This window comes from Microbacterium sp. GQ128 (assembly GCF_059758615.1).
In genome coordinates this window covers 175,040-195,469 of record NZ_JCAXDY010000004.1, presented here as the reverse complement: position 1 = coordinate 195,469, position 20,430 = coordinate 175,040, and the positions used below count along the sequence as shown (strand labels likewise).

General features: G+C 66.4%; 27 protein-coding genes. All 27 read left to right on the top strand.

Features of this window, described 5'->3' with window-relative positions; all coding sequences use genetic code 11:
* The first annotated feature begins 169 nt into the window (after positions 1–169).
* The 27 genes from AC6CHX_RS14410 (at position 170) to rplN (ending at position 20,428) form a co-directional block, all read left to right on the top strand.
* Positions 170–1,378 (top strand): sugar ABC transporter substrate-binding protein, encoded by a 1,209-nt coding sequence (locus AC6CHX_RS14410; RefSeq protein ID WP_498273349.1) that lies wholly within the window; start codon positions 170–172, stop codon positions 1,376–1,378.
* Positions 1,379–1,445: 67 nt separating this feature from the next.
* The gene (locus AC6CHX_RS14405; RefSeq protein WP_498273348.1) at positions 1,446–3,050 is read left to right on the top strand and encodes an ABC transporter permease subunit; all 1,605 of its coding nucleotides are present in this window, start codon (positions 1,446–1,448) and stop codon (positions 3,048–3,050) included.
* Position 3,051: 1 nt separating this feature from the next.
* Positions 3,052–3,975, top strand: coding sequence for a sugar ABC transporter permease (locus tag AC6CHX_RS14400; RefSeq protein ID WP_136041321.1), 924 nt, complete (start codon positions 3,052–3,054; stop codon positions 3,973–3,975).
* 64 nt (positions 3,976–4,039) lie between these two features.
* The gene (locus AC6CHX_RS14395) at positions 4,040–4,372 is read left to right on the top strand and encodes a PadR family transcriptional regulator (protein WP_168429575.1); all 333 of its coding nucleotides are present in this window, start codon (positions 4,040–4,042) and stop codon (positions 4,370–4,372) included.
* Complete coding sequence (locus AC6CHX_RS14390; protein ID WP_498273347.1) at positions 4,369–5,022, top strand: HAAS signaling domain-containing protein; 654 nt, start codon at positions 4,369–4,371, stop codon at positions 5,020–5,022. Before AC6CHX_RS14395 ends, AC6CHX_RS14390 begins: the two co-directional genes overlap by 4 nt.
* A gap of 62 nt (positions 5,023–5,084) precedes the next feature.
* The gene (locus AC6CHX_RS14385; RefSeq protein ID WP_168429576.1) at positions 5,085–5,237 is read left to right on the top strand and encodes a hypothetical protein; all 153 of its coding nucleotides are present in this window, start codon (positions 5,085–5,087) and stop codon (positions 5,235–5,237) included.
* A gap of 114 nt (positions 5,238–5,351) precedes the next feature.
* Positions 5,352–6,395 carry an ABC transporter gene (locus tag AC6CHX_RS14380; RefSeq protein ID WP_498273346.1) on the top strand — a complete coding sequence of 348 codons (1,044 nt, stop codon included), beginning with the start codon at positions 5,352–5,354 and terminating at the stop codon, positions 6,393–6,395.
* 14 nt (positions 6,396–6,409) lie between these two features.
* Positions 6,410–6,895, top strand: coding sequence for a hypothetical protein (locus AC6CHX_RS14375; RefSeq protein ID WP_498273345.1), 486 nt, complete (start codon positions 6,410–6,412; stop codon positions 6,893–6,895).
* Between the two features lie 172 nt (positions 6,896–7,067).
* Entirely contained in the window at positions 7,068–7,715 is a 648-nt protein-coding gene (locus AC6CHX_RS14370) for a hypothetical protein (RefSeq protein WP_029260917.1), read from the top strand.
* 238 nt (positions 7,716–7,953) lie between these two features.
* The gene (gene rpsL / locus AC6CHX_RS14365; protein ID WP_017201609.1) at positions 7,954–8,322 is read left to right on the top strand and encodes a 30S ribosomal protein S12; all 369 of its coding nucleotides are present in this window, start codon (positions 7,954–7,956) and stop codon (positions 8,320–8,322) included.
* Positions 8,323–8,327: 5 nt separating this feature from the next.
* Entirely contained in the window at positions 8,328–8,798 is a 471-nt protein-coding gene (gene rpsG / locus AC6CHX_RS14360) for a 30S ribosomal protein S7 (protein WP_017201608.1), read from the top strand.
* A gap of 87 nt (positions 8,799–8,885) precedes the next feature.
* Positions 8,886–11,000 (top strand): elongation factor G, encoded by a 2,115-nt coding sequence (gene fusA, locus AC6CHX_RS14355; RefSeq protein WP_136041317.1) that lies wholly within the window; start codon positions 8,886–8,888, stop codon positions 10,998–11,000.
* Positions 11,001–11,169: 169 nt separating this feature from the next.
* Entirely contained in the window at positions 11,170–12,360 is a 1,191-nt protein-coding gene (gene tuf, locus AC6CHX_RS14350) for an elongation factor Tu (protein WP_028502475.1), read from the top strand.
* Positions 12,361–12,579: 219 nt separating this feature from the next.
* Positions 12,580–13,503: an endonuclease domain-containing protein gene (locus AC6CHX_RS14345; protein WP_498273344.1), complete on the top strand. Its 924-nt coding sequence runs from the start codon at positions 12,580–12,582 to the stop codon at positions 13,501–13,503.
* Between the two features lie 164 nt (positions 13,504–13,667).
* Positions 13,668–13,880: a hypothetical protein gene (locus tag AC6CHX_RS14340; RefSeq protein ID WP_136041315.1), complete on the top strand. Its 213-nt coding sequence runs from the start codon at positions 13,668–13,670 to the stop codon at positions 13,878–13,880.
* Positions 13,881–14,726: 846 nt separating this feature from the next.
* Positions 14,727–15,035 (top strand): 30S ribosomal protein S10, encoded by a 309-nt coding sequence (gene rpsJ / locus AC6CHX_RS14335; protein ID WP_017201594.1) that lies wholly within the window; start codon positions 14,727–14,729, stop codon positions 15,033–15,035.
* An 8-nt stretch (positions 15,036–15,043) separates the two neighbouring features.
* On the top strand, positions 15,044–15,703 hold the full coding sequence (gene rplC / locus AC6CHX_RS14330) for a 50S ribosomal protein L3 (protein WP_029260921.1): 660 nt from the start codon (positions 15,044–15,046) through the stop codon (positions 15,701–15,703).
* A 2-nt stretch (positions 15,704–15,705) separates the two neighbouring features.
* Positions 15,706–16,368 carry a 50S ribosomal protein L4 gene (gene rplD / locus AC6CHX_RS14325; RefSeq protein WP_021201122.1) on the top strand — a complete coding sequence of 221 codons (663 nt, stop codon included), beginning with the start codon at positions 15,706–15,708 and terminating at the stop codon, positions 16,366–16,368.
* Entirely contained in the window at positions 16,365–16,688 is a 324-nt protein-coding gene (rplW, locus tag AC6CHX_RS14320; RefSeq protein ID WP_017829206.1) for a 50S ribosomal protein L23, read from the top strand. The genes rplD and rplW overlap by 4 nt, the downstream gene beginning before the upstream one ends.
* A gap of 20 nt (positions 16,689–16,708) precedes the next feature.
* Positions 16,709–17,548 (top strand): 50S ribosomal protein L2, encoded by an 840-nt coding sequence (gene rplB / locus AC6CHX_RS14315; protein ID WP_017201590.1) that lies wholly within the window; start codon positions 16,709–16,711, stop codon positions 17,546–17,548.
* A gap of 12 nt (positions 17,549–17,560) precedes the next feature.
* Positions 17,561–17,842, top strand: coding sequence for a 30S ribosomal protein S19 (gene rpsS / locus AC6CHX_RS14310; RefSeq protein ID WP_017829205.1), 282 nt, complete (start codon positions 17,561–17,563; stop codon positions 17,840–17,842).
* The gene (gene rplV / locus AC6CHX_RS14305; protein ID WP_498273343.1) at positions 17,842–18,240 is read left to right on the top strand and encodes a 50S ribosomal protein L22; all 399 of its coding nucleotides are present in this window, start codon (positions 17,842–17,844) and stop codon (positions 18,238–18,240) included. Before rpsS ends, rplV begins: the two co-directional genes overlap by 1 nt.
* Complete coding sequence (rpsC, locus tag AC6CHX_RS14300) at positions 18,240–18,995, top strand: 30S ribosomal protein S3 (protein WP_017201587.1); 756 nt, start codon at positions 18,240–18,242, stop codon at positions 18,993–18,995. The genes rplV and rpsC overlap by 1 nt, the downstream gene beginning before the upstream one ends.
* Positions 18,995–19,414, top strand: coding sequence for a 50S ribosomal protein L16 (rplP, locus tag AC6CHX_RS14295; protein WP_017829203.1), 420 nt, complete (start codon positions 18,995–18,997; stop codon positions 19,412–19,414). The genes rpsC and rplP overlap by 1 nt, the downstream gene beginning before the upstream one ends.
* Positions 19,414–19,731, top strand: coding sequence for a 50S ribosomal protein L29 (gene rpmC, locus AC6CHX_RS14290; protein ID WP_017829202.1), 318 nt, complete (start codon positions 19,414–19,416; stop codon positions 19,729–19,731). The genes rplP and rpmC overlap by 1 nt, the downstream gene beginning before the upstream one ends.
* The gene (gene rpsQ / locus AC6CHX_RS14285) at positions 19,731–20,063 is read left to right on the top strand and encodes a 30S ribosomal protein S17 (protein ID WP_021201120.1); all 333 of its coding nucleotides are present in this window, start codon (positions 19,731–19,733) and stop codon (positions 20,061–20,063) included. Before rpmC ends, rpsQ begins: the two co-directional genes overlap by 1 nt.
* Entirely contained in the window at positions 20,060–20,428 is a 369-nt protein-coding gene (gene rplN / locus AC6CHX_RS14280; protein WP_017201583.1) for a 50S ribosomal protein L14, read from the top strand. Before rpsQ ends, rplN begins: the two co-directional genes overlap by 4 nt.
* Positions 20,429–20,430 lie beyond the last annotated feature (2 nt).

Sequence of the window (20,430 nt, the reverse complement as noted above, 5' to 3'; positions counted from 1 at the left end):
GGAGATCCTGGTCGCTCCGTGGAAGCGTTTCCAGGCCGTGCACCTCCAGTCCTCCCGGTCACGGCTTGATATCGACGCCTCCCTTCATTGCGAAAATCCCCGAATCCGATGCATACTGTAAGCGCTTGCAGTCTGTGCAGGCCACCAGCACCGAGAGAGGCACACACCAATGAAGGTGAACAAGAGGGGCATCGCCGCCGCAGGCGCGATCGCCATCGTTTCGACTCTGACGCTTGCCGGCTGCTCCACGGGGACCAGCGGCGACGACACCTCCGACTCCAAGGACGGCGGCAAGCTGGTCGTCTGGGTCGACGCCGAGCGCGTGGATGCGCTGCAGGACGCAGCCGACTCCTACGAGGACAAGACCGGCGTCAAGGTCGACCTCGTCGGCAAGTCGGTCGACGACATGAAGGACGACTTCATCCAGCAGGTCCCGACCGGCAAGGGCCCCGACGTCGTCATGGGCGCACACGACTGGCTGGGCGAGCTCTCCACGAACGGCGTCGTCGCGCCGATCGAGCTCGGTGACAGCTCCGAGGACTACCTGCCGGTCGCGCTGCAGGCCGCAACCTACGAGGGCACCGTGTACATGCTGCCGTACGCGGTCGAGAACATCGCGGTGCTGCGCAACGCCGACCTCGTCCCGGCCGCGGCCACCAGCTTCGACGACATGGTCTCCAAGGGCACGTTCGTCGTCGAGCAGGGCACCGAGGGCAACCCGTACCACCTGTATCCGTTCCAGACGGCCTTCGGTGCGCCGGTCTTCGGCACCGATGACTCCGGCAGCTATGACCCTGCCGACCTGCAGCTCGGCAGCGAGGGTGGCTTCGCGTTCGCCGATTGGCTGGGCGTGCAGGGCGCTGCCGGCGTGCTGAACACCGACGTCGATGGCGAGATCGCCAAGCAGCAGTTCCTCGACGGCACCGCCGCCTTCTGGCTGACCGGTCCGTGGAACGTCGGTGCCGCGACCGAGGCCGGCATCAACGTCGCGATCGACCCGATCCCGAGCCCGACCGGCGAGACCGCTTCGCCGTTCGCCGGCGTCAAGGGCTTCTTCGTCAGCTCCGAGTCGAAGAACAAGGTCGCCGCGAACGACTTCCTCGTCAACTACATCGGCACCGAAGACGTGCAGCTCGAGCTCTTCAAGGCCGGCAACATCCTGCCCGCGCTCACCGCCGCTGCGGACACCGCCGCGTCCGACCCGATCATCGCCGGCTTCCAGGCTGTCGGTGAAGACGCCGTCCCGATGCCCGCCATCCCGGCCATGGGTGCGGTGTGGGAATTCTGGGGCGTCGCCGAGGCCGCGATCATCAACGGTGCAGACCCGACGGCGACGTGGCAGAAGCTCGTCGACGACGTGACCGCCGCCATCAAGTAACAGCACCCACTGGCCCTGCCGGGGCGGACCTCTTCGTCCGCCCCGGCAGGATCATGACGAGGACGAGATGACAGACATCGACGAGCGCACTGCCCCTCCGACCAGACGCCAGCGCCAGGCCGCGAAGATCGCCGAGGCGGCATCCGGCCCGATCGGCTGGATGCTGCTGAAGATCCTGCTGCTGGCGGTCGTCGACGCGATCGCGCTGTACGCGGCGTTCGTGCTCTTCGCCAACGAGGAGTGGCTGATCCTCGGCATCGTCGTCGCGGTGGCCGTCCTCGTCAACTACATCTACTTCTCCCGCAAGCGCATCGCCGCGAAGTACCTCACGCCGGGGATCATCTTCCTGATCCTGTTCCAGGTGTTCACGCTGCTCTACACCGGCTACATCGGATTCACGAACTACGGCACCGGGCACAACGGCACCAAGGATCAGGCGATCTCCTCGCTTCTCGCCTCCGCGCAGGAGCGGGTCGAAGACTCTCCCACCTATCCGGTCACGGTCGTCGAACAGTTCGGCACCTACGGTCTCCTCGTGACCGACCCGGAGTCCGGCGACGCGCTCCTCGGCACGGCGGAGCAGCCGCTCGAAGAGGTGGATGCCGAGTTCGAGGGCGGGCAGGCCGTCGCGGTCGAGGGCTGGACGACGCTCCCGCTGGCCACGGTGTTCACCCTCTCCGAAGAGCTCGAGAAGCTGTCGGTGCCCTTCAGCGACGACCCCAACGACGGCAGCCTGCGCGCGCCCGACGGGCAGAAGGGATACCTGTACGTCTCGACGCTCGCCTACGACGAGGCCGCCGACACCATCACCGACACGACCACGGGCACGGTGTACTCCGACACCGGCGAAGGAGCCTTCACCGCCGACGACGGCGAGCAGCTGCTCCCGGGTTGGCAGACCACGGTCGGCTTCGACAACTTCGTGCGCGCAGTCACCGACTCGTCGATCCGCGGACCGCTCATCTCCGTGACGCTGTGGACCTTCGCGTTCGCGTTGATCTCGGTCGCCACGACGTTCTTCCTCGGGCTTCTGCTCGCCCTGGTCTTCAACAACACCCGGATGCGGTTCCGCAACGGATACCGGATCATCCTGATCCTTCCGTACGCGTTCCCCGCCTTCCTGTCGGCGCTCGTCTGGGCCGGCATGATGAACGAGAGCTTCGGCTTCATCAACCAGGTCATCTTCGGGGGGGCGGAGATCCCCTGGCTCACGGATCCGACGCTGGCCAAGGTGTCGGTGCTGCTGGTGAACCTGTGGCTCGGCTTCCCCTACATGTTCCTCGTCTGCATGGGCGCCCTTCAGGGCATCCCGGAAGACGTGAACGAGGCGGCCGTCATGGACGGCGCGAATCCCTGGCAGGTCTTCCGCAGAATCAAGCTGCCGCTGCTGCTCGTCACCGTCGCGCCGTTGCTGATCTCGTCGTTCGCGTTCAACTTCAACAACTTCAACCTGATCTACATGCTCACCAAGGGCGGACCCCGCTTCAGCGACGTGTCCATCCCCGTCGGGCACACCGACATCCTGATCTCGATGGTCTACAAGGTGGCCTTCACCGGGCAGACCCGTGACTACGGGCTCGCCTCGGCATTCACGATCCTGATCTTCATCGTCGTCGCGACGATCTCGATCATCAGCTTCCGCAAGACCAAGGCCCTCGAGGAGCTGAACTGACATGAGCACCGCCGGCCCCGCCACCACTCGCGCCACCACCGAGGCGCAGAGCCTCGCCCCCCGTCGCCGCAGTTTCGGCGCCTGGTTCGCCGACACCGGATGGCGTCACCTCGTCGCGATCGTCGTGAGCGCCTTCGCCCTGTTCCCGTTGCTGTACGTCGTCTCGGCGTCGCTGAATCCGAAGGGGACGCTGACCGGCTCGAACCAGCTGTTCTCCGCGATCGGGATCGACAGCTACGTCCGCATCCTGAGCGACCCGCAGAATCCGTACGCCACGTGGTTCCTCAACACGCTCCTGATCGCCGTGGTCACCGGCGCGGTCACCGTCTTCATCGGCGCCTGCGCGGCCTATGCGTTCTCGCGCATGCGGTTCGCCGGACGCCGGGTCGGCCTCGTCACGATCGTGGTCGTGCAGATGTTCCCGCAGCTGCTGGCCGTCGTCGCGATCTTCCTGCTCATGTCGACGCTGGGGGACTGGTTCCCCGCCATCGGGCTGAACACCCACACCGGCCTGATCCTGGTCTACCTCGGTGGAGCGCTGGGTGTGAACACCTACCTGATGTACGGCTTCTTCAACACGATCCCGAAGGAGATCGACGAGGCCGCCCGCATCGACGGCGCCGGTCACGCGCGCATCTTCTTCACGATCATCCTGCGTCTGGTCGCGCCGATCCTCGCGGTCGTCGGGCTCCTCTCCTTCATCGGCACGGTCAACGAGTACGTGATCGCGAGCGTCATGCTGGTCGACGTGGAGCAGCAGACGCTCGTCGTCGGACTCACCAAGCTCGTCGCGAACCCGCGCTACGCGGACTGGTCCGCCTTCTCCGCGGGCGCCGTGATGGCCGCCATCCCGGTGATGATCCTGTTCCTCTTCCTGCAGAAGTACATCGTCGGCGGTCTCACCGCTGGTGCGACGAAGGGCTGATCGCCCGATGCCCGCCCCGTGGGGGCAGCAGCGGTAACGTGCATCGCATGGTAGCTTGTCATGCATGACAGCTGACGTGGGATCGCAGATGCGCAAAGGGGTGGTCGAGTACTGCGTGCTCGGGCTTCTCGCGCGCGAGCCCATGTACGGCTGGCAGCTGGCCGACGCGCTCACCGGCGCCGGGCTGATCGCCAGCATCGGCACGCTCTACCCGCTGCTGGGACGGCTGCGGGACAACGGCTGGGTCAGCACGTTCGACCTGCCGTCGGAGAGCGGGCCGGTGCGCAAGTACTACCGGCTCACCGAGTCGGGTACGGAGCAGCTCGAGCGTTTCCGAGTGCAGTGGACACCGTTCGCCCGTGTCGTCACGGGCCTCGTCGGAGAGGGACGACCATGACAGAGACCACCGCAGACGCCCTGCGCGAGGACTACCTCGTGCGGCTCGACGAGGCGATGCGCGGGCTCCCGCACGGTGTCGCGACCGACATCCGCGGCGGAATCGTCGAAGAGCTCCAGGGCCTCGACGCCGTAGAGACGGCCGCGCGGATCGCTCGACTCGGCGATCCGGTGGCCATCGCGAGGGAGGCGCAGGACGAGGTGCCGGCGAGCCCGACCATCGTGGTCGCGCCTCCGGTCGTCGCGCCGCCGGCTCCTCGCCTGCCGACGACATCGACGCGCGGGTTCGCGATCACGGCAGCGCTGACGCTGAGCTTCGGCGGCTTCGTGCTCCCCGTCCTCGGCTGGTTCGTGGGGGCTGTGCTCGTCAGCATCAGCACACTCTGGAAGACGTGGGAGAAGGTCGTGGCCATCGTCGTGCCGTTCGCGTTCGGTGCGCTGTCGCTGATCCTCGTGCAGTTCATGAGCTTCGTGGAGTTCAGCTCGACCGGGAGCTCATCCGGCACCGGCACCCCGCCCGACGAGGTCGTGAACAACCCGCTGCTGCCGAGTTTCGGCATGTGGCACGCGCTCCTCCTCCTCGGGTTCCTGCTCATCCCGGCATCCGGTTTGTGGCTGCTCTGGCGATTGCGGGGTCGGGTCGCACGCTGAGTCGCGCCACATGCTCGGCGTTGCTCCCGGCCAGTATCCTGGTCGACCCGTACCGTGGAGGCATGGCACGGGTGGCGGGGCGCAATCTGGCGATGAGCTGGTTCGCAGGCATCGTGTGCGCCGGGGTCATCGGCGCGCTCGTCTGGCTGTCCCTCCCGATCCTCCCCGCCCTCGCCGAGTTCGCGGGGACCGCCCTTCGCAACGCCCTTCCCTGACGGTTCGCGTCGGAGTGCGCACGCGTGTATCCCGACACGTCGGCACGCCTGCGTCAGCGGCCGTCGGCCCGGCGGTACCCTCACAATGCACATATCCGATGAGAGGCGCACACCATGAGTGACCCCGACGCTCCCCAGCCCGAGAAGCCGACTGACGTCGACGACGTCGTCGGCAGCGCGAACGCCGGTCTCGACGCCGCCGCCGCGGCGGGCGCGGATGTCCCCGGTTCCACCGATGCGCCGGAGCACACGCAGGCCGCCCCGGTCGACGAAAGGGTCGCCGACCCCGACCTCGCCGCGTTCGAAGCCGCCGAGCGTGATCACCCGGGAACGTTCGCGTCCCCGCCTCCTGCCGTCGTTCCCGCTCCGGTCGTCGAGTCGCGTGAGAGCGCGCGCGACGTCAGGGCAGAAGCCGATGCCGAGAGCGAGTCGTTCTACCCCGAGCCGATCGTGGGCGAGCCCATCCCGTTCGGCCACGAACAGTCCGGCATGGCCGGTGCAGCGTACGCCCAGTACGGCGACGAGGCCGAGACGCGGATCGTGCCGTCGGAGCCGCTGATCGCCGCGTCCGCTGCGGCCGCCGCGGCGCAGCCCCAGCCGATCTTCGTGCAGGCTCCCGAGCCGCCCCGTGACCGCGGCAACCGCGGCACCGCCGGTCTGATCGGCCTGCTCGCGACCCTCGTCTTCGCCGTGCTCTACCTCGGCACAGCGCTGGGCCTCGCCGCGATCGCCGGCGACGTCAACGGCGAGAACATCGGTGAGGCCGCGCTCGCCCCGCTGATGACCTGGGGTTACTGGACTCCGGTCGTCGTCTTCTTCCTCGGCTTCTGGCTGCTCGGCGCGATCATCAACCGCGGTCGCTGGGGGCTCTGGGTCGTCTTCGGCATCATCGTCGGCGTCATCGCCTACGCCGGACACATCCTCGGGCAGCTGTTCGAGGCCCCGTTCTGGGAGCTCACGTCGTCGCAGGGGCTCGAGCTCGTCGGTGAGCAGCTGCTCGCCCCGCTCGCCATCGCCGCATTCGTGTTCGCCCGGGAGCTGACCATCTGGTTCGGCGCATGGGTCTCCCGCAGCGGTGCGCGCAAGACCGAGTTGAACGCCGAGGCGCAGCGCGAGTACGAGCGCACCCTCGAAGCCGGTCCGACGCTGTCGAGGTAGTCACGCACTCCACCATGCCGAACCCCCGCGGGCCCGAGTCCGCGGGGGTTTCGGCTGTCCTGGCGGTGGTCCTCGCGACGATCGGCTTCTTCGCGCTCGCGGTGTTCGGGCTGGGGGCGCTGAGCGTGGCCACCGACACCGACATCATCGCGGTGCCCGGGTTGGGGCAGGCGCCCGGTGCGGCAGGGATGGTCGTTGCGGTCATCGCGTTCGCGCTCGTGCTGTGGTCGACGCTCCGACGAGGCGCTCCGTCCTACGTGGCGACGGTCGCCATCGCCCTGTTGACCGCCCTCGCTCATCTCGTGGCGGTGTGGATCACGGTGGTCATCAACTCGTCCGACTTCGTGATCGCCACAGCCGTCGCGGGTGATCTGGTCCGCGGCGGTGCGAGTGCGGTGCTCGTGGCCGCAGGGCTGATCGCGGCGTGGGGCGGCATCGCCCTTCGTCGCACTCGTGCCGAGCATCCGCGCTGGCCCTGGGAGCGCGACGAGGAGGAGTGACCGGGCTCCTCGGGCCGACGATTCGCCGACCCGGCGACGATTCGCCGACCATCCTGCGGCGAAGTGACGGTCGAACGTCCTCTCCTCGGCGGATCGTCCGGTCGGCTGCGTACGCCCCGCCGTGACGAGCGAAATCGCGGCGACGACGCGCGGCGCGCCGTACGCTGGTGGGGTGGAGCGCTCATTGGAGACGCAGGTGGACCAGGCCGTCGAGGCCTGGTTGCGCTGGGTGCCGCGCTGGGAGCCGGCAACCCACCGCGGTCGCGTCGCGCCGTGCCGCCGCTGTCTCGGCTCGCCGATCCTCTCGGCGGCGGGAATCGGCGCGAACACCCCGCACGGCGTGCAGCACGGACTGTCGACGCGAATCAAGACCATCGTCGACCACGCCGTCGCGGACTACACGGCACGGAATCTCCCGATGCTGCAGCGCGAGCTCGATCAGCAGGCCGCCCGCAACCGGGCCCGCAGCTACCGCCCCGCCGAAGACCTCGATCCGGAGTTCGACGGTCTCCCGCTCGACCCCGAGCCGGTTCCCGGAGCGCCGTTCCTGTTCACCATCGCCGGACTCGCCGACGACTCCGCCGCGGAGCTTCCGGCGCTGCCACCTCTGACCGAGGAGGCCAAGATCGCCCTCCGGCAGGAGGTCGCCCTCGCCGACGAGTACGCCAACATGGTCGGGCGGGAGATCTGCGGCATCCTGCTGCGCCACCGTATCTACATCCAGGCGGCCATCTCGCAGCACGTCGAGCCGCAGATCGAGGCCCTGCTCGCCGAGCTGACGGAATCACTGGACTCCCCGTTCGACCCGGACCTGCCGTGACCCTCCGTGGGCCGCGCCGCCATCCGGACGGGCCCGCGCTCATTTGACCGCCACGTTACGCGGCATTACACTTGACCAGGTGTGTGCACGTCTCGACGTGCGCACTGGGCGTCGGCACCATGCCGGTCTGCCCCCACGGCATACCCACCACACCAAAAGCTCGTCGATTCCGGCGTGCCGGTGGGTCATGATGTGAAACCCATCACGCTGTCACCGTGCAGCACTATGAGGAGAGAACGTGCCAACCATTCAGCAGTTGGTTCGCAAGGGTCGCTCGCCCAAGGTCACCAAGACCAAGGCGCCGGCGCTCAAGTCGAACCCGCAGCAGGCCGGGGTCTGCACCCGCGTCTACACCACCACGCCCAAGAAGCCGAACTCGGCGATGCGCAAGGTCGCTCGTGTGAAGCTCCGCAACGGCACCGAGGTCACCGCGTACATCCCCGGTGAGGGTCACAACCTCCAGGAGCACTCGCTGGTGCTCGTCCGTGGCGGTCGTGTCAAGGACCTCCCCGGTGTGCGTTACAAGATCGTCCGTGGCGCCCTGGACACCCAGGCAGTCAAGAACCGTAAGCAGGCTCGTTCCCGCTACGGCGCGAAGAAGGGTTGAGTTAGATGCCTCGTAAGGGACCAGCCCCCAAGCGCCCCGTCGTCAACGACCCGGTATACGGCGCACCGATCGTCACCTCGCTGGTGAACAAGATCCTCGTCGACGGCAAGAAGTCGCTGGCCGAGTCGATCGTCTACGGCGCCCTCCGCGGTGTCGAGGCGAAGAACGGTCAGGATGCCGTCGCCACGCTGAAGAAGGCGCTCGACAACGTGCGCCCGACTCTCGAGGTCCGCAGCCGCCGCGTCGGTGGTTCGACCTACCAGGTGCCGGTCGAGGTCAAGCCTCACCGCGCCAACACGCTCGCTCTGCGCTGGCTCGTCAGCTACGCGAAGGGTCGTCGTGAGAAGACGATGACCGAGCGTCTGCAGAACGAGATCCTCGACGCGTCGAACGGCCTGGGTGCCGCGGTCAAGCGCCGCGAGGACACGCACAAGATGGCCGAGTCGAACCGCGCGTTCGCTCACTACCGCTGGTAAACAGCTTCGCCCGCCCCCCGGCCACTCGCCGAGGGGCGGGCACCCCCTCTTCGCAGTACACCTGCTCCAAAAGATAAGGACACTCCTGTGGCACAAGACGTGCTCACGGACCTGAGCAAGGTCCGCAACATCGGCATCATGGCGCACATCGATGCCGGCAAGACCACGACGACCGAGCGCATCCTGTTCTACACGGGCGTCAACCACAAGCTCGGCGAGACGCACGATGGCGCCTCGACCACCGACTGGATGGAGCAGGAGAAGGAGCGCGGCATCACGATCACGTCTGCCGCCGTGACCTGCTACTGGAACAAGAACCAGATCAACATCATCGACACCCCCGGACACGTGGACTTCACGGTCGAGGTGGAGCGTTCGCTCCGCGTGCTCGATGGTGCTGTCGCCGTCTTCGACGGCAAGGAGGGCGTCGAGCCCCAGTCCGAGACCGTGTGGCGTCAGGCCGACAAGTACAACGTCCCCCGCATCTGCTTCGTCAACAAGATGGACAAGCTCGGCGCGGACTTCTACTTCACCGTCGACACCATCATCAACCGCCTGGGCGCCAAGCCCCTCGTGATTCAGCTGCCGATCGGCGCCGAGAACGACTTCATCGGCGTCGTCGACCTGGTCGAGATGCGTGCACTGGTCTGGGCCGGAGACTCCAAGGGTGACGTCACCATGGGCGCCTCCTACGAGATCCAGGAGATCCCGGAAGACCTCAAGGAGAAGGCGGCCGAGTACCGTCAGCAGCTCCTCGAGACCGTCGCCGAGACCGACGACGCGCTGCTCGAGAAGTTCTTCGGTGGCGAGGAGCTCACGGTCGCCGAGATCAAGGGCGCGATCCGCAAGCTGACCGTCGCCAGCGAGATCTACCCGGTGCTCTGCGGCTCCGCGTTCAAGAACCGCGGCGTCCAGCCGATGCTCGACGCGGTCGTCGACTACCTCCCGAACCCGCTCGACGTGGGCTCGATCGAGGCGCACGACCCGAAGGACTACGACACGATCATCGAGCGTCACCCGGACTCGAAGGACCCGTTCGCGGCCCTCGCGTTCAAGGTCGCCGTGCACCCGTTCTTCGGTCGTCTGACCTACGTTCGCGTGTACTCGGGTCACCTCGACTCCGGTTCTGCGGTCGTCAACTCGACCAAGAACAAGAAGGAGCGCATCGGGAAGATCTTCCAGATGCACGCCAACAAGGAGATCCCGGTCCCCTCGGTCACCGCCGGCAACATCTACGCGGTCATCGGCCTGAAGGACACCACCACCGGTGACACCCTGACCGACCCGGCAGCGCCCGTCGTCCTCGAGTCGATGACGTTCCCCGAGCCCGTCATCGAGGTCGCCATCGAGCCGAAGACCAAGGCCGACCAGGAGAAGCTGGGTGTCGCCATCCAGAAGCTCGCTGAAGAGGACCCGACCTTCCGCACGGAGCTCAACCCCGAGACCGGTCAGACGACCATCAAGGGCATGGGCGAGCTGCACCTCGACATCCTCGTGGACCGCATGAAGCGCGAGTTCAACGTCGAGGCCAACGTCGGCAAGCCGCAGGTGGCGTACCGCGAGACGATCAAGAAGGCCGTCGAGAAGCACGACTACACGCACAAGAAGCAGACCGGTGGCTCCGGCCAGTTCGCGAAGATCCAGTTCACCATCGAGCCGATGGACCTGGACTCCGAGAAGACCTACGAGTTCGTGAACGCCGTCACCGGTGGTCGCATCCCTCGTGAGTACATCGGCTCGATCGACGCCGGTTTCCAGGACGCGATGAACGTCGGTGTGCTTGCGGGCTACCCGATGGTCGGCGTCAAGGCGACCATCGTCGATGGTGCAGCGCACGACGTCGACTCCTCGGAGATGGCGTTCAAGATCGCGGGCTCCATGGGCTTCAAGGAGGCCGCTCGCCGCGCCAACCCCGTGCTGCTCGAGCCGCTGATGGCCGTCGAGGTCCGTACTCCCGAGGAGTACATGGGCGACGTCATCGGCGACCTGAACTCGCGTCGTGGCCAGATCCAGTCGATGGAAGACGCCGCAGGCGTCAAGGTCGTCCGCGCTCAGGTCCCGCTGTCCGAGATGTTCGGCTACATCGGCGACCTGCGCTCGAAGACCTCGGGCCGCGCCGTCTACTCGATGGAGTTCCACAGCTACGCTGAGGTTCCCCGCGCAGTGGCCGACGAGATCGTCCAGAAGACCAAGGGCGAGTAATCGCTCTTCTGGGTTCCCCGCGGCGCCGAGCACCGCGAAGCGCCGCGGGGTTCCCAGGTCACCTACAACTTCACATTCCCTCTCTACTAAACTGAGAACCTAACCCGTAGAGAACCGGTCGCAAACCAGTGCCCGGTCACCTTTACAACGACGTCCTGAGGAGGACCCAGTGGCTAAGGCCAAGTTCGAGCGGACCAAGCCGCACGTCAACATCGGAACGATCGGTCACGTCGACCACGGCAAGACCACGCTCTCCGCAGCGATCTCGAAGGTGCTTGCTGACAAGTTCCCGTCCGACACCAACGTGCAGCGTGACTTCGCTTCCATCGACTCGGCGCCGGAAGAGCGCCAGCGTGGAATCACCATCAACATCTCGCACATCGAGTACGAGACCCCCAAGCGCCACTACGCTCACGTCGACGCTCCCGGCCACGCCGACTACGTCAAGAACATGATCACCGGTGCTGCTCAGATGGACGGCGCGATCCTCGTGGTCGCCGCCACCGACGGCCCGATGGCTCAGACGCGTGAGCACGTGCTGCTCGCCAAGCAGGTCGGCGTTCCGTACCTGCTGGTCGCGCTGAACAAGTCGGACATGGTCGACGACGAGGAGATCCTGGAGCTCGTCGAGCTCGAGGTCCGCGAGCTGCTCGCAGCCCAGGGCTTCGACGAGGACGCTCCTGTCGTCCGCGTCTCGGCTCTCAAGGCTCTCGAGGGCGACGAGAAGTGGACCCAGGCGATCCTGGACCTCATGCAGGCTGTCGACGACAGCGTTCCGGACCCGGAGCGTGACCGTGACAAGCCGTTCCTGATGCCCGTCGAGGACGTCTTCACGATCACCGGTCGTGGAACCGTCGTCACGGGTCGCGCCGAGCGTGGCACGCTGGCCATCAACTCCGAGGTCGAGATCGTCGGACTCCGTCCGACCGTCAAGACCACGGTCACGGGTATCGAGATGTTCCACAAGCAGCTCGACGAGGCATGGGCCGGCGAGAACTGTGGTCTCCTGCTCCGTGGCACGAAGCGTGAGGACGTCGAGCGCGGCCAGGTCATCGTGAAGCCGGGTTCGGTCACGCCGCACACCGACTTCGAGGGCACCGCGTACATCCTGTCCAAGGACGAGGGTGGGCGTCACAACCCCTTCTACACGAACTACCGCCCGCAGTTCTACTTCCGCACCACCGACGTCACCGGCGTCATCTCGCTGCCCGAGGGCACCGAGATGGTCATGCCCGGCGACACCACCGACATGACGGTCGAGCTGATCCAGCCGATCGCCATGGAGGAGGGCCTCGGCTTCGCCATCCGTGAGGGTGGACGCACCGTCGGCGCCGGTACGGTCACGAAGATCGTCAAGTAAGCAGCTGCTTCCTCACAAAGGGGCCGGACCTTCGGGTCCGGCCCCTTTGTGGTTCCCTCGCGAGAAGGGAAACGCCGCGTCTCAGCCCCGAGTCGCGGCGTTTCCCTTCTTCCGTCGAGGGGTCTGCACAGGAGGGCGGGGGAGGGCGTTGTGCCCGGATGCCGGGGGAGGAAGCGGCGGCGGAGGATTCGAAGCGCGGTTGCAGCGCAGCCTGGGCGGATGCGACGACCGAAGCCCCTCCCGCCGGAACTCGGCGACTCGTTCCACATCGCTCAAGCCGACGCCACGGGCGTGCGGCGCTGGAGACGCGATCACCGCGCCCTCGTGCGCCCCTTCCCCGGCATCCGCTCCACGTCCGTCCCCGCGACTTTCCGGGCCCGGGTCGACTGCTACGCGCCGCGGCTCCGAGCGGAGCAGTGCTTCACCGGCAGAACGGCGGCGCGACTGTGGGGGCTGCCTCTCCCGTGGCGCTGGCATCCGGATGAGCCTGTCGAGGTCGTCGTTCCCTCGGACGGTGCGCCGCCCGCGGTGGCGGGGGTCCGCGGACGCAGACTCGGTGTGCGGCGTCGGACTGCTTCTCTCATCGAGGGGCTCCCGGTGCTGGATCCGGTGCCGACGCTGTTCACCCTGGCAGCGAGCCTGACGCTCACCGAGGCGGTGGTGCTCATCGACGCCATCATCACGACGTCTGTGAGCTACCCGTCGTTGGATGTTCGTCGTCCGGCGGCGGACATCGAGGGGATCCGGGCGGCTCTCCTCCGCTGGGGACGGTTCCCCGGTGTGGCGACGATACGCGCGGCCCTCGGGTTCGCTCGAGAAGGAGTGGAGTCGCCCAAGGAGACCGAGACGCGCCTGATGATCGTGAGGGCCGGGATGCCGGAGCCCGTTGTGCAGCACGTCATCCGAAGCCGAGGGCGCCGTCTCGCCAGGGTCGACCTCGCGTACGTCGCGGAACGGATCGCGATCGAGTATGAAGGCGACCACCACCGCACCGATCGTGCGCAGTGGCGCGAGGACATCCGTCGGCAGCGGGAGTTGGAGGAAGCGGGCTGGCTGGTGATCCGTCTGACGCAGCATGACCTGGGTGCCGGGCGTGCCGCGTTCATCGCCCGCCTGCGTCGCGCCCTCGCCTCCCGCAGTTGAAAGAAGGAAAACGCCGGGCTGCGAGGGATGCGCCCCGGCGTGTTCCTTCTTCCAGGGGAGAGGGGGCGGAGAGGGGGCGCGGGGGGTTCCCTGCGGGGAGGAGGGACGGCACAATGAGGAGCGTTCCTGCCGGCCGGCAGGGCGCACCGGAGAAGGGGATTCACATGGGTATCGACGACGCGGTCAACAAGGGCAAGGACCTCTACGAGCAGAACAAGGACAAGATCGCCGAGGCCGTCAAGAGCGACCAGGCGGAGGACATCAGCGACAAGGTCCTGGACGGCGTCGCGGACTTCGCGAAGAAGATCGCACCGGGTGCAGCGGACAAGATCGACGAGATCCGGGAGAGCGCGGACAAGGCCGTCGGCAACGAGTAACAGCCGACGCATTCTTCGAGCGGCGATCCACCAACCGGTGGGTCGCCGCTTTCGCGTACCGAGACCGTCGGCGACCGAGCTACTGGTCGTCAGATGTGGCGGATTCGCAGATGTATCGAGTAGGATCGTCTCGACTGCCTGGGGATCTTGCGGTCGGGGAAGCCGAAGGGGTTCGGTTTCCCGAAGCACGCGGTCATTCCGCGTTGAAACTGGGGACAAGCGATTTTGGGGATCATCGTGCGACGCGCGCACTCTGTGCGCCTGAGCGTCACCCTGCCTGCGCGGCGGCTCTTCCGCCGCGCCCTCGATCGAGGAGTTCGGCGTCCCTTCACGCCGGGCTACTCGCGTTCGGTGTGCCCCCTCGCACTGAACGCCCTCCCCAAGCGGGGCGAGGCATGGGGATGCCTCGCCCCGCTATCTCCAGCCTTCTGACCGGATTTCGCCATCCGTCGCCGCCGCTTCGAGGGGCGCGACACGCCCGGGTTTGCAGAAGTGAAATCGGGCATGGCAGAATAGACAGGTTCGATATTCCGTCGCCGCTGTGCGTGCGACGGATCACTGCCAGGGCAGTGCATAGACGGCGGCTCCTCCGGGAAGCTGCAGGGTTCTAGGCCGCGGGTAGCAGAACACACCCCGACACCCTTCTCACCGAGGGGTTCGCCGTGCGCGGCGGAGGTCGGGCATCCGTTCCCCTCATGGTGTGCGGCTGACAGAAGAACAGTGGTGCAGCAGATCGACTCGTGAGAGCCGTTCTCGTGCCGAGGCGCGAACAGCGCCGACGTGCGTCCAATGCCCCAGGGCCACCCGGTCCCGGACGGTATGACGCCTAAAGAGAGAGAGCAGACAATGGCGGGACAGAAGATCCGCATTCGCCTGAAGTCGTATGACCACGAGGTCATCGACACGTCCGCACGCAAGATCGTCGACACCGTGACCCGCGCGGGCGCGACCGTCGTCGGACCCGTGCCCCTTCCGACCGAGAAGAACGTCGTGTGCGTCATCCGGTCGCCGCACAAGTACAAGGACAGCCGCGAGCACTTCGAGATGCGCACCCACAAGCGTCTGATCGACATCGTCGACCCGACGCCGAAGGCCGTCGACTCGCTGATGCGTCTCGACCTGCCTGCCGATGTCAACATCGAGATCAAGCTCTGAGGTCGGACATGGTTGACATCAACTCCAAGATTTCCAAGGGCATGCTGGGCACGAAGCTCGGCATGACCCAGGTCTGGAACGAGAGCGGCAAGCTCGTTCCCGTCACCGTCATCGAGCTCGCCTCGAACGTGGTCACGCAGATCCGTACGCCCGAGAAGGACGGCTACAACGCCGTGCAGATCGCCTACGGCCAGATCGACCCCCGCAAGGTGAACAAGCCCCTCACGGCCCACTTCGAGGCAGCCGGCGTCACGCCGCGCCGTCACGTCACCGAGATCCGCACCGCGGACGCCGGCGACTACAGCCTGGGCCAGGAGCTCACGGTCGACGGCACCTTCGAGGCCGGCCAGCTCGTCGACGTCGTCGGCACGAGCAAGGGCAAGGGCTTCGCCGGTGTCATGAAGCGTCACAACTTCAAGGGCGTCTCGGCTTCGCACGGTTCGCACCGCAACCACCGCAAGCCCGGCTCGATCGGCGCATCGTCGACCCCGAGCCGCGTCTTCAAGGGCATGCGCATGGCCGGCCGTATGGGTGGCGAGCGTGTGACCGTCCTCAACCTCACGGTGCACGCCATCGACATCGAGAAGGGTCTGCTGCTCGTCAAGGGCGCCGTCCCCGGTGCTCGTGGCCGCATCGTCTATGTCCGCAACGCAGTGAAGGGTGCCTGAACATGGCTGACTCCACTCTCGCGCTCGACGTCCTCAAGGCAGACGGCAAGAAGGCAGGCTCCATCGAGCTTCCCGCCGCGCTGTTCGACGCCAAGACGAACATCCCGCTCATCCACCAGGTCGTCGTCGCGCAGCTCGCGGCGGCTCGCCAGGGCACGCACTCGACCAAGCGTCGTGGCGAGGTCTCCGGTGCCGGCCGCAAGCCCTTCAAGCAGAAGGGCACGGGTAACGCCCGTCAGGGTTCCATCCGCGCGCCGCACATGACCGGTGGTGGCATCGTCCACGGCCCGAAGCCGCGTGACTACTCGCAGCGCACCCCCAAGAAGATGATCGCCGCCGCCCTGCTGGGCGCGCTCAGCGACCGCTTCCGCGGTGACCGCATCCACGCCATCGAGTCCTTCGGGATCGACGGCACGCCCTCGACCAAGACCGCGGTGAACTTCCTCACCAACGTCGTCTCGTCGAAGAACGTGCTCGTCGTGATCGAGCGCAACGACGACGTGACGCTGAAGAGCATCCGCAACCTGTCGAACCTGCACGTGCTGACGTTCGACCAGCTCAACGCATACGACGTGCTCGTCTCCGACGACATCGTCTTCACCCAGGCCGCGCTCGAGGGCTTCATCGCCTCCAAGTCCGGCGCCAACCAGGAGGTCTCCGCATGAGCGAGCAGGCATCTGTTCTCCAGACGGCCCTGAACAAGGACCCGCGCGACATCATCCTGAAGCCGGTCGTGTCCGAGAAGAGCTACGGGCTCATCGATGAAGGTAAGTACACCTTCCTCGTCGACCCGCGCGCTTCGAAGACCGAGATCAAGCTCGCCATCGAGAAGATCTTCGGCGTCAAGGTCGCAGGGGTCAACACCCTCAACCGCGTCGGCAAGGCTCGCCGCACCCGCTTCGGCACCGGCAAGCGCAAGGACACCAAGCGCGCCATCGTCACCCTGAAGTCGGGCACCATCGACATCTTCACGGCAATCGGCTGATCCGGGGGATAAGGACAATAATGGCTATTCGCAAGTACAAGCCCACGACCCCGGGCCGTCGCGGCTCGTCGGTGGCTGACTTCGCCGAGATCACTCGATCGACGCCGGAGAAGTCGCTGCTGCGCCCGCTCTCGAAGACCGGTGGTCGCAACAACCAGGGCCGCATCACGACCCGTCACATCGGTGGTGGCCACAAGCGCCAGTACCGCGTCATCGACTTCCGTCGTAACGACAAGGACGGCGTCAACGCCAAGGTCGCTCACATCGAGTACGACCCCAACCGCACCGCGCGCATCGCGCTGCTGCACTACTTCGACGGTGAGAAGCGCTACATCCTCGCTCCGGCGAAGCTGAAGCAGGGCGACATCGTCGAGTCGGGTGCCGGGGCTGACATCAAGCCGGGCAACAACCTCCCGCTGAAGAACATCCCCACGGGTACGGTCATCCACGCGATCGAGCTCCGCCCCGGCGGCGGCGCGAAGATGGCACGTTCGGCCGGTGCATCCGTCCGTCTCGTCGCCAAGGACGGCCCCTACGCCCAGCTGCGTCTGCCCTCGGGCGAGATCCGCAACGTCGATGCGCGCTGCCGCGCGACCATCGGCGAGGTCGGCAACGCCGAGCAGTCGAACATCAACTGGGGTAAGGCCGGCCGCATGCGCTGGAAGGGCGTCCGCCCGACCGTGCGTGGTGTCGCGATGAACCCGGTCGACCACCCGCACGGTGGTGGTGAGGGTAAGACCTCTGGTGGTCGTCACCCCGTCTCCCCGTGGGGCCAGGCTGAGGGTCGCACCCGTCACGCCAACAAGGAAAGCGACAAGTACATCGTGCGTCGTCGTAACGCCGGCAAGAAGCGTAAGTAGGAGTAAGAGAAGATGCCTCGCAGTCTTAAGAAGGGCCCCTTCGTCGACGATCACCTGCTTCGCAAGGTGGTCGTGCAGAACGAAGCCGGCACCAAGAACGTCATCAAGACCTGGTCCCGTCGGTCCATGATCATCCCGGCCATGCTGGGTCACACGATCGCGGTCCACGACGGACGCAAGCACATCCCTGTGTTCGTGTCCGAGACCATGGTCGGTCACAAGCTGGGCGAGTTCGCGCCCACCCGCACCTTCCGCGGCCACGAGAAGGACGACAAGAAGGGGCGGCGCCGCTAATGGTCGAATCGATCGCACGCGTGCGACACATCCGCGTGACCCCTCAGAAGGCTCGTCGTGTCGTCGCGCTCATCAAGGGCAAGCAGGCCCAGGAGGCTCTGGCGATCCTGAAGTTCGCACAGCAGAGCGCCAGCGAGCCGATCTACAAGCTTGTCGCGTCGGCCATGGCCAACGCGCAGGTCAAGGCAGATCGCGACGGCGAGTTCCTCGACGAGAAGGACCTGTACGTGTCCAACGCGTACGTCGACGAGGGCACCACGCTCAAGCGTTTCCAGCCCCGTGCACAGGGTCGCGCTTTCCAGATCAAGAAGCGCACGAGCCACATCACGGTCGTGCTCTCGACGCCTGAGGCGGCTCCGGCCGCCGCGGGCGACAGCAACAAGAAGGCGAGCAAGTAATGGGACAGAAGGTAAACCCGTACGGCTTCCGTCTCGGCATCACGACGGACCACGTCTCGCGTTGGTTCTCTGACTCGACGAAGCCGGGTCAGCGTTACGCCGACTACGTCGCCGAGGACATCAAGATCCGCAACCTGCTCAAGACGCAGCTCGACCGCGCCGGTGTCTCGAACATCGAGATCGAGCGCACCCGTGACCGCGTCCGCGTCGACATCCACACCGCCCGTCCGGGCATCGTGATCGGTCGTCGTGGCGCCGAGGCCGAGCGCATCCGCGGCGACCTCGAGAAGCTCTCGGGCAAGCAGATCCAGCTGAACATCCTCGAGGTCAAGAACCCCGAGGCCGACGCTCAGCTCGTCGCACAGGGCATCGCCGAGCAGCTCTCTGCTCGCGTGGCGTTCCGTCGTGCGATGCGCAAGGGTCTGCAGGGCGCTCAGCGCGCCGGCGCCAAGGGCATCCGCATCCAGGTCTCCGGCCGCCTCGGCGGCGCCGAGATGAGCCGTTCGGAGTTCTACCGCGAGGGTCGTGTGCCGCTGCACACGCTGCGCGCGAACATCGACTACGGCTTCTACGAGGCGAAGACCACCTTCGGCCGCATCGGCGTGAAGGTCTGGATCTACAAGGGCGACCTGACCGCCAAGGAGCTCGCTCGCGAGCAGGCCAACGCACCCAAGGCTCGTCGTGACGACCGTGGTGGCGACCGCCGCCGTGCCCCGCGCAACGAGGCACCTGTCGCAGAAGGAGCGTCGGCATAATGCTCATCCCCCGTAAGGTCAAGTTCCGCAAGCAGCACCACCCGGGTCGCTCGGGCCAGGCCACCGGCGGCACGAAGGTCTCCTTCGGCGAGTACGGTATCCAGGCTCTGACCCCCGCTTACGTGACGAACCGTCAGATCGAGTCCGCTCGTATCGCGATGACCCGTCACATCAAGCGTGGTGGAAAGGTGTGGATCAACATCTACCCCGACCGTCCGCTCACGAAGAAGCCTGCCGAGACCCGCATGGGTTCCGGTAAGGGTTCCCCCGAGTGGTGGGTCGCGAACGTCAAGCCGGGCCGTGTCCTCTTCGAGGTCGCGGGTGTCGACGAGGAGCTCGCACGCGAAGCTCTGACCCGTGCAATTCACAAGCTGCCGCTCAAGGCACGCATCATCAAGCGCGAGGAGGGCGACGCGTAATGGCGATCGGCACCAAGGAGCTCGCCCCGGCAGAGCTCGACACATTCGAAGACCAGCGCCTCGTCGAGGAGCTGCGCAAGGCCAAGGAGGAGCTGTTCAACCTCCGTTTCCAGTCGGCCACCGGCCAGCTGGAGAGCCACGGCCGCATCCGCGCCGTCAAGCGCGACATCGCGCGCCTCTACACCGTGATCCGCGAACGCGAGCTGGGCATCCGTGCGACGCCTGCTCCGGTCGAGGCTCCGGCCAAGAAGGCGACCAAGTCGAAGGCGAAGAAGGCGGACTCCGCCGACGACGCCGTGAAGGAAGAGGCTGAGTGATGGCCACCAAGAAGGAAGCGACTGTGGAGACGCAGGCCGCAGGACACGAGTCGTCCGAGCACGACGTCCGCGACTCCGCTGCCCGCGGTTACCGCAAGGCACGTCGCGGCTACGTCGTCAGCGACAAGATGGACAAGACCATCGTGGTCGAGGTCGAGGACCGCGTGAAGCACCCGCTTTACGGCAAGGTCATCCGCCGCACCTCGAAGGTCAAGGCGCACGATGAGGCGAACTCCGCCGGCATCGGCGACCTGGTCCTGATCAACGAGACCCGCCCGCTGAGCGCCACGAAGCGCTGGCGCCTGGTGGAGATTCTGGAGAAGGCCAAGTGATTCAGCAGGAATCCCGACTCAAGGTCGCCGACAACACCGGCGCCAAGGAGCTCCTCACGATTCGTGTCCTCGGTGGCTCGAAGCGTCGTTACGCCGGTCTCGGCGACACCATCGTCGCGACCGTCAAGGACGCGATCCCCGGTGGCAACGTGAAGAAGGGCGACGTCGTCAAGGCGGTCATCGTCCGCACCAAGAAGGAGGTCCGTCGTCCGGACGGCTCCTACATCAAGTTCGACGAGAACGCCGCAGTGATCCTGAAGAACGACGGGGAGCCCCGCGGCACCCGTATCTTCGGGCCGGTCGGTCGTGAGCTTCGCGACAAGAAGTTCATGAAGATCGTCTCGCTGGCGCCGGAGGTCATCTAATC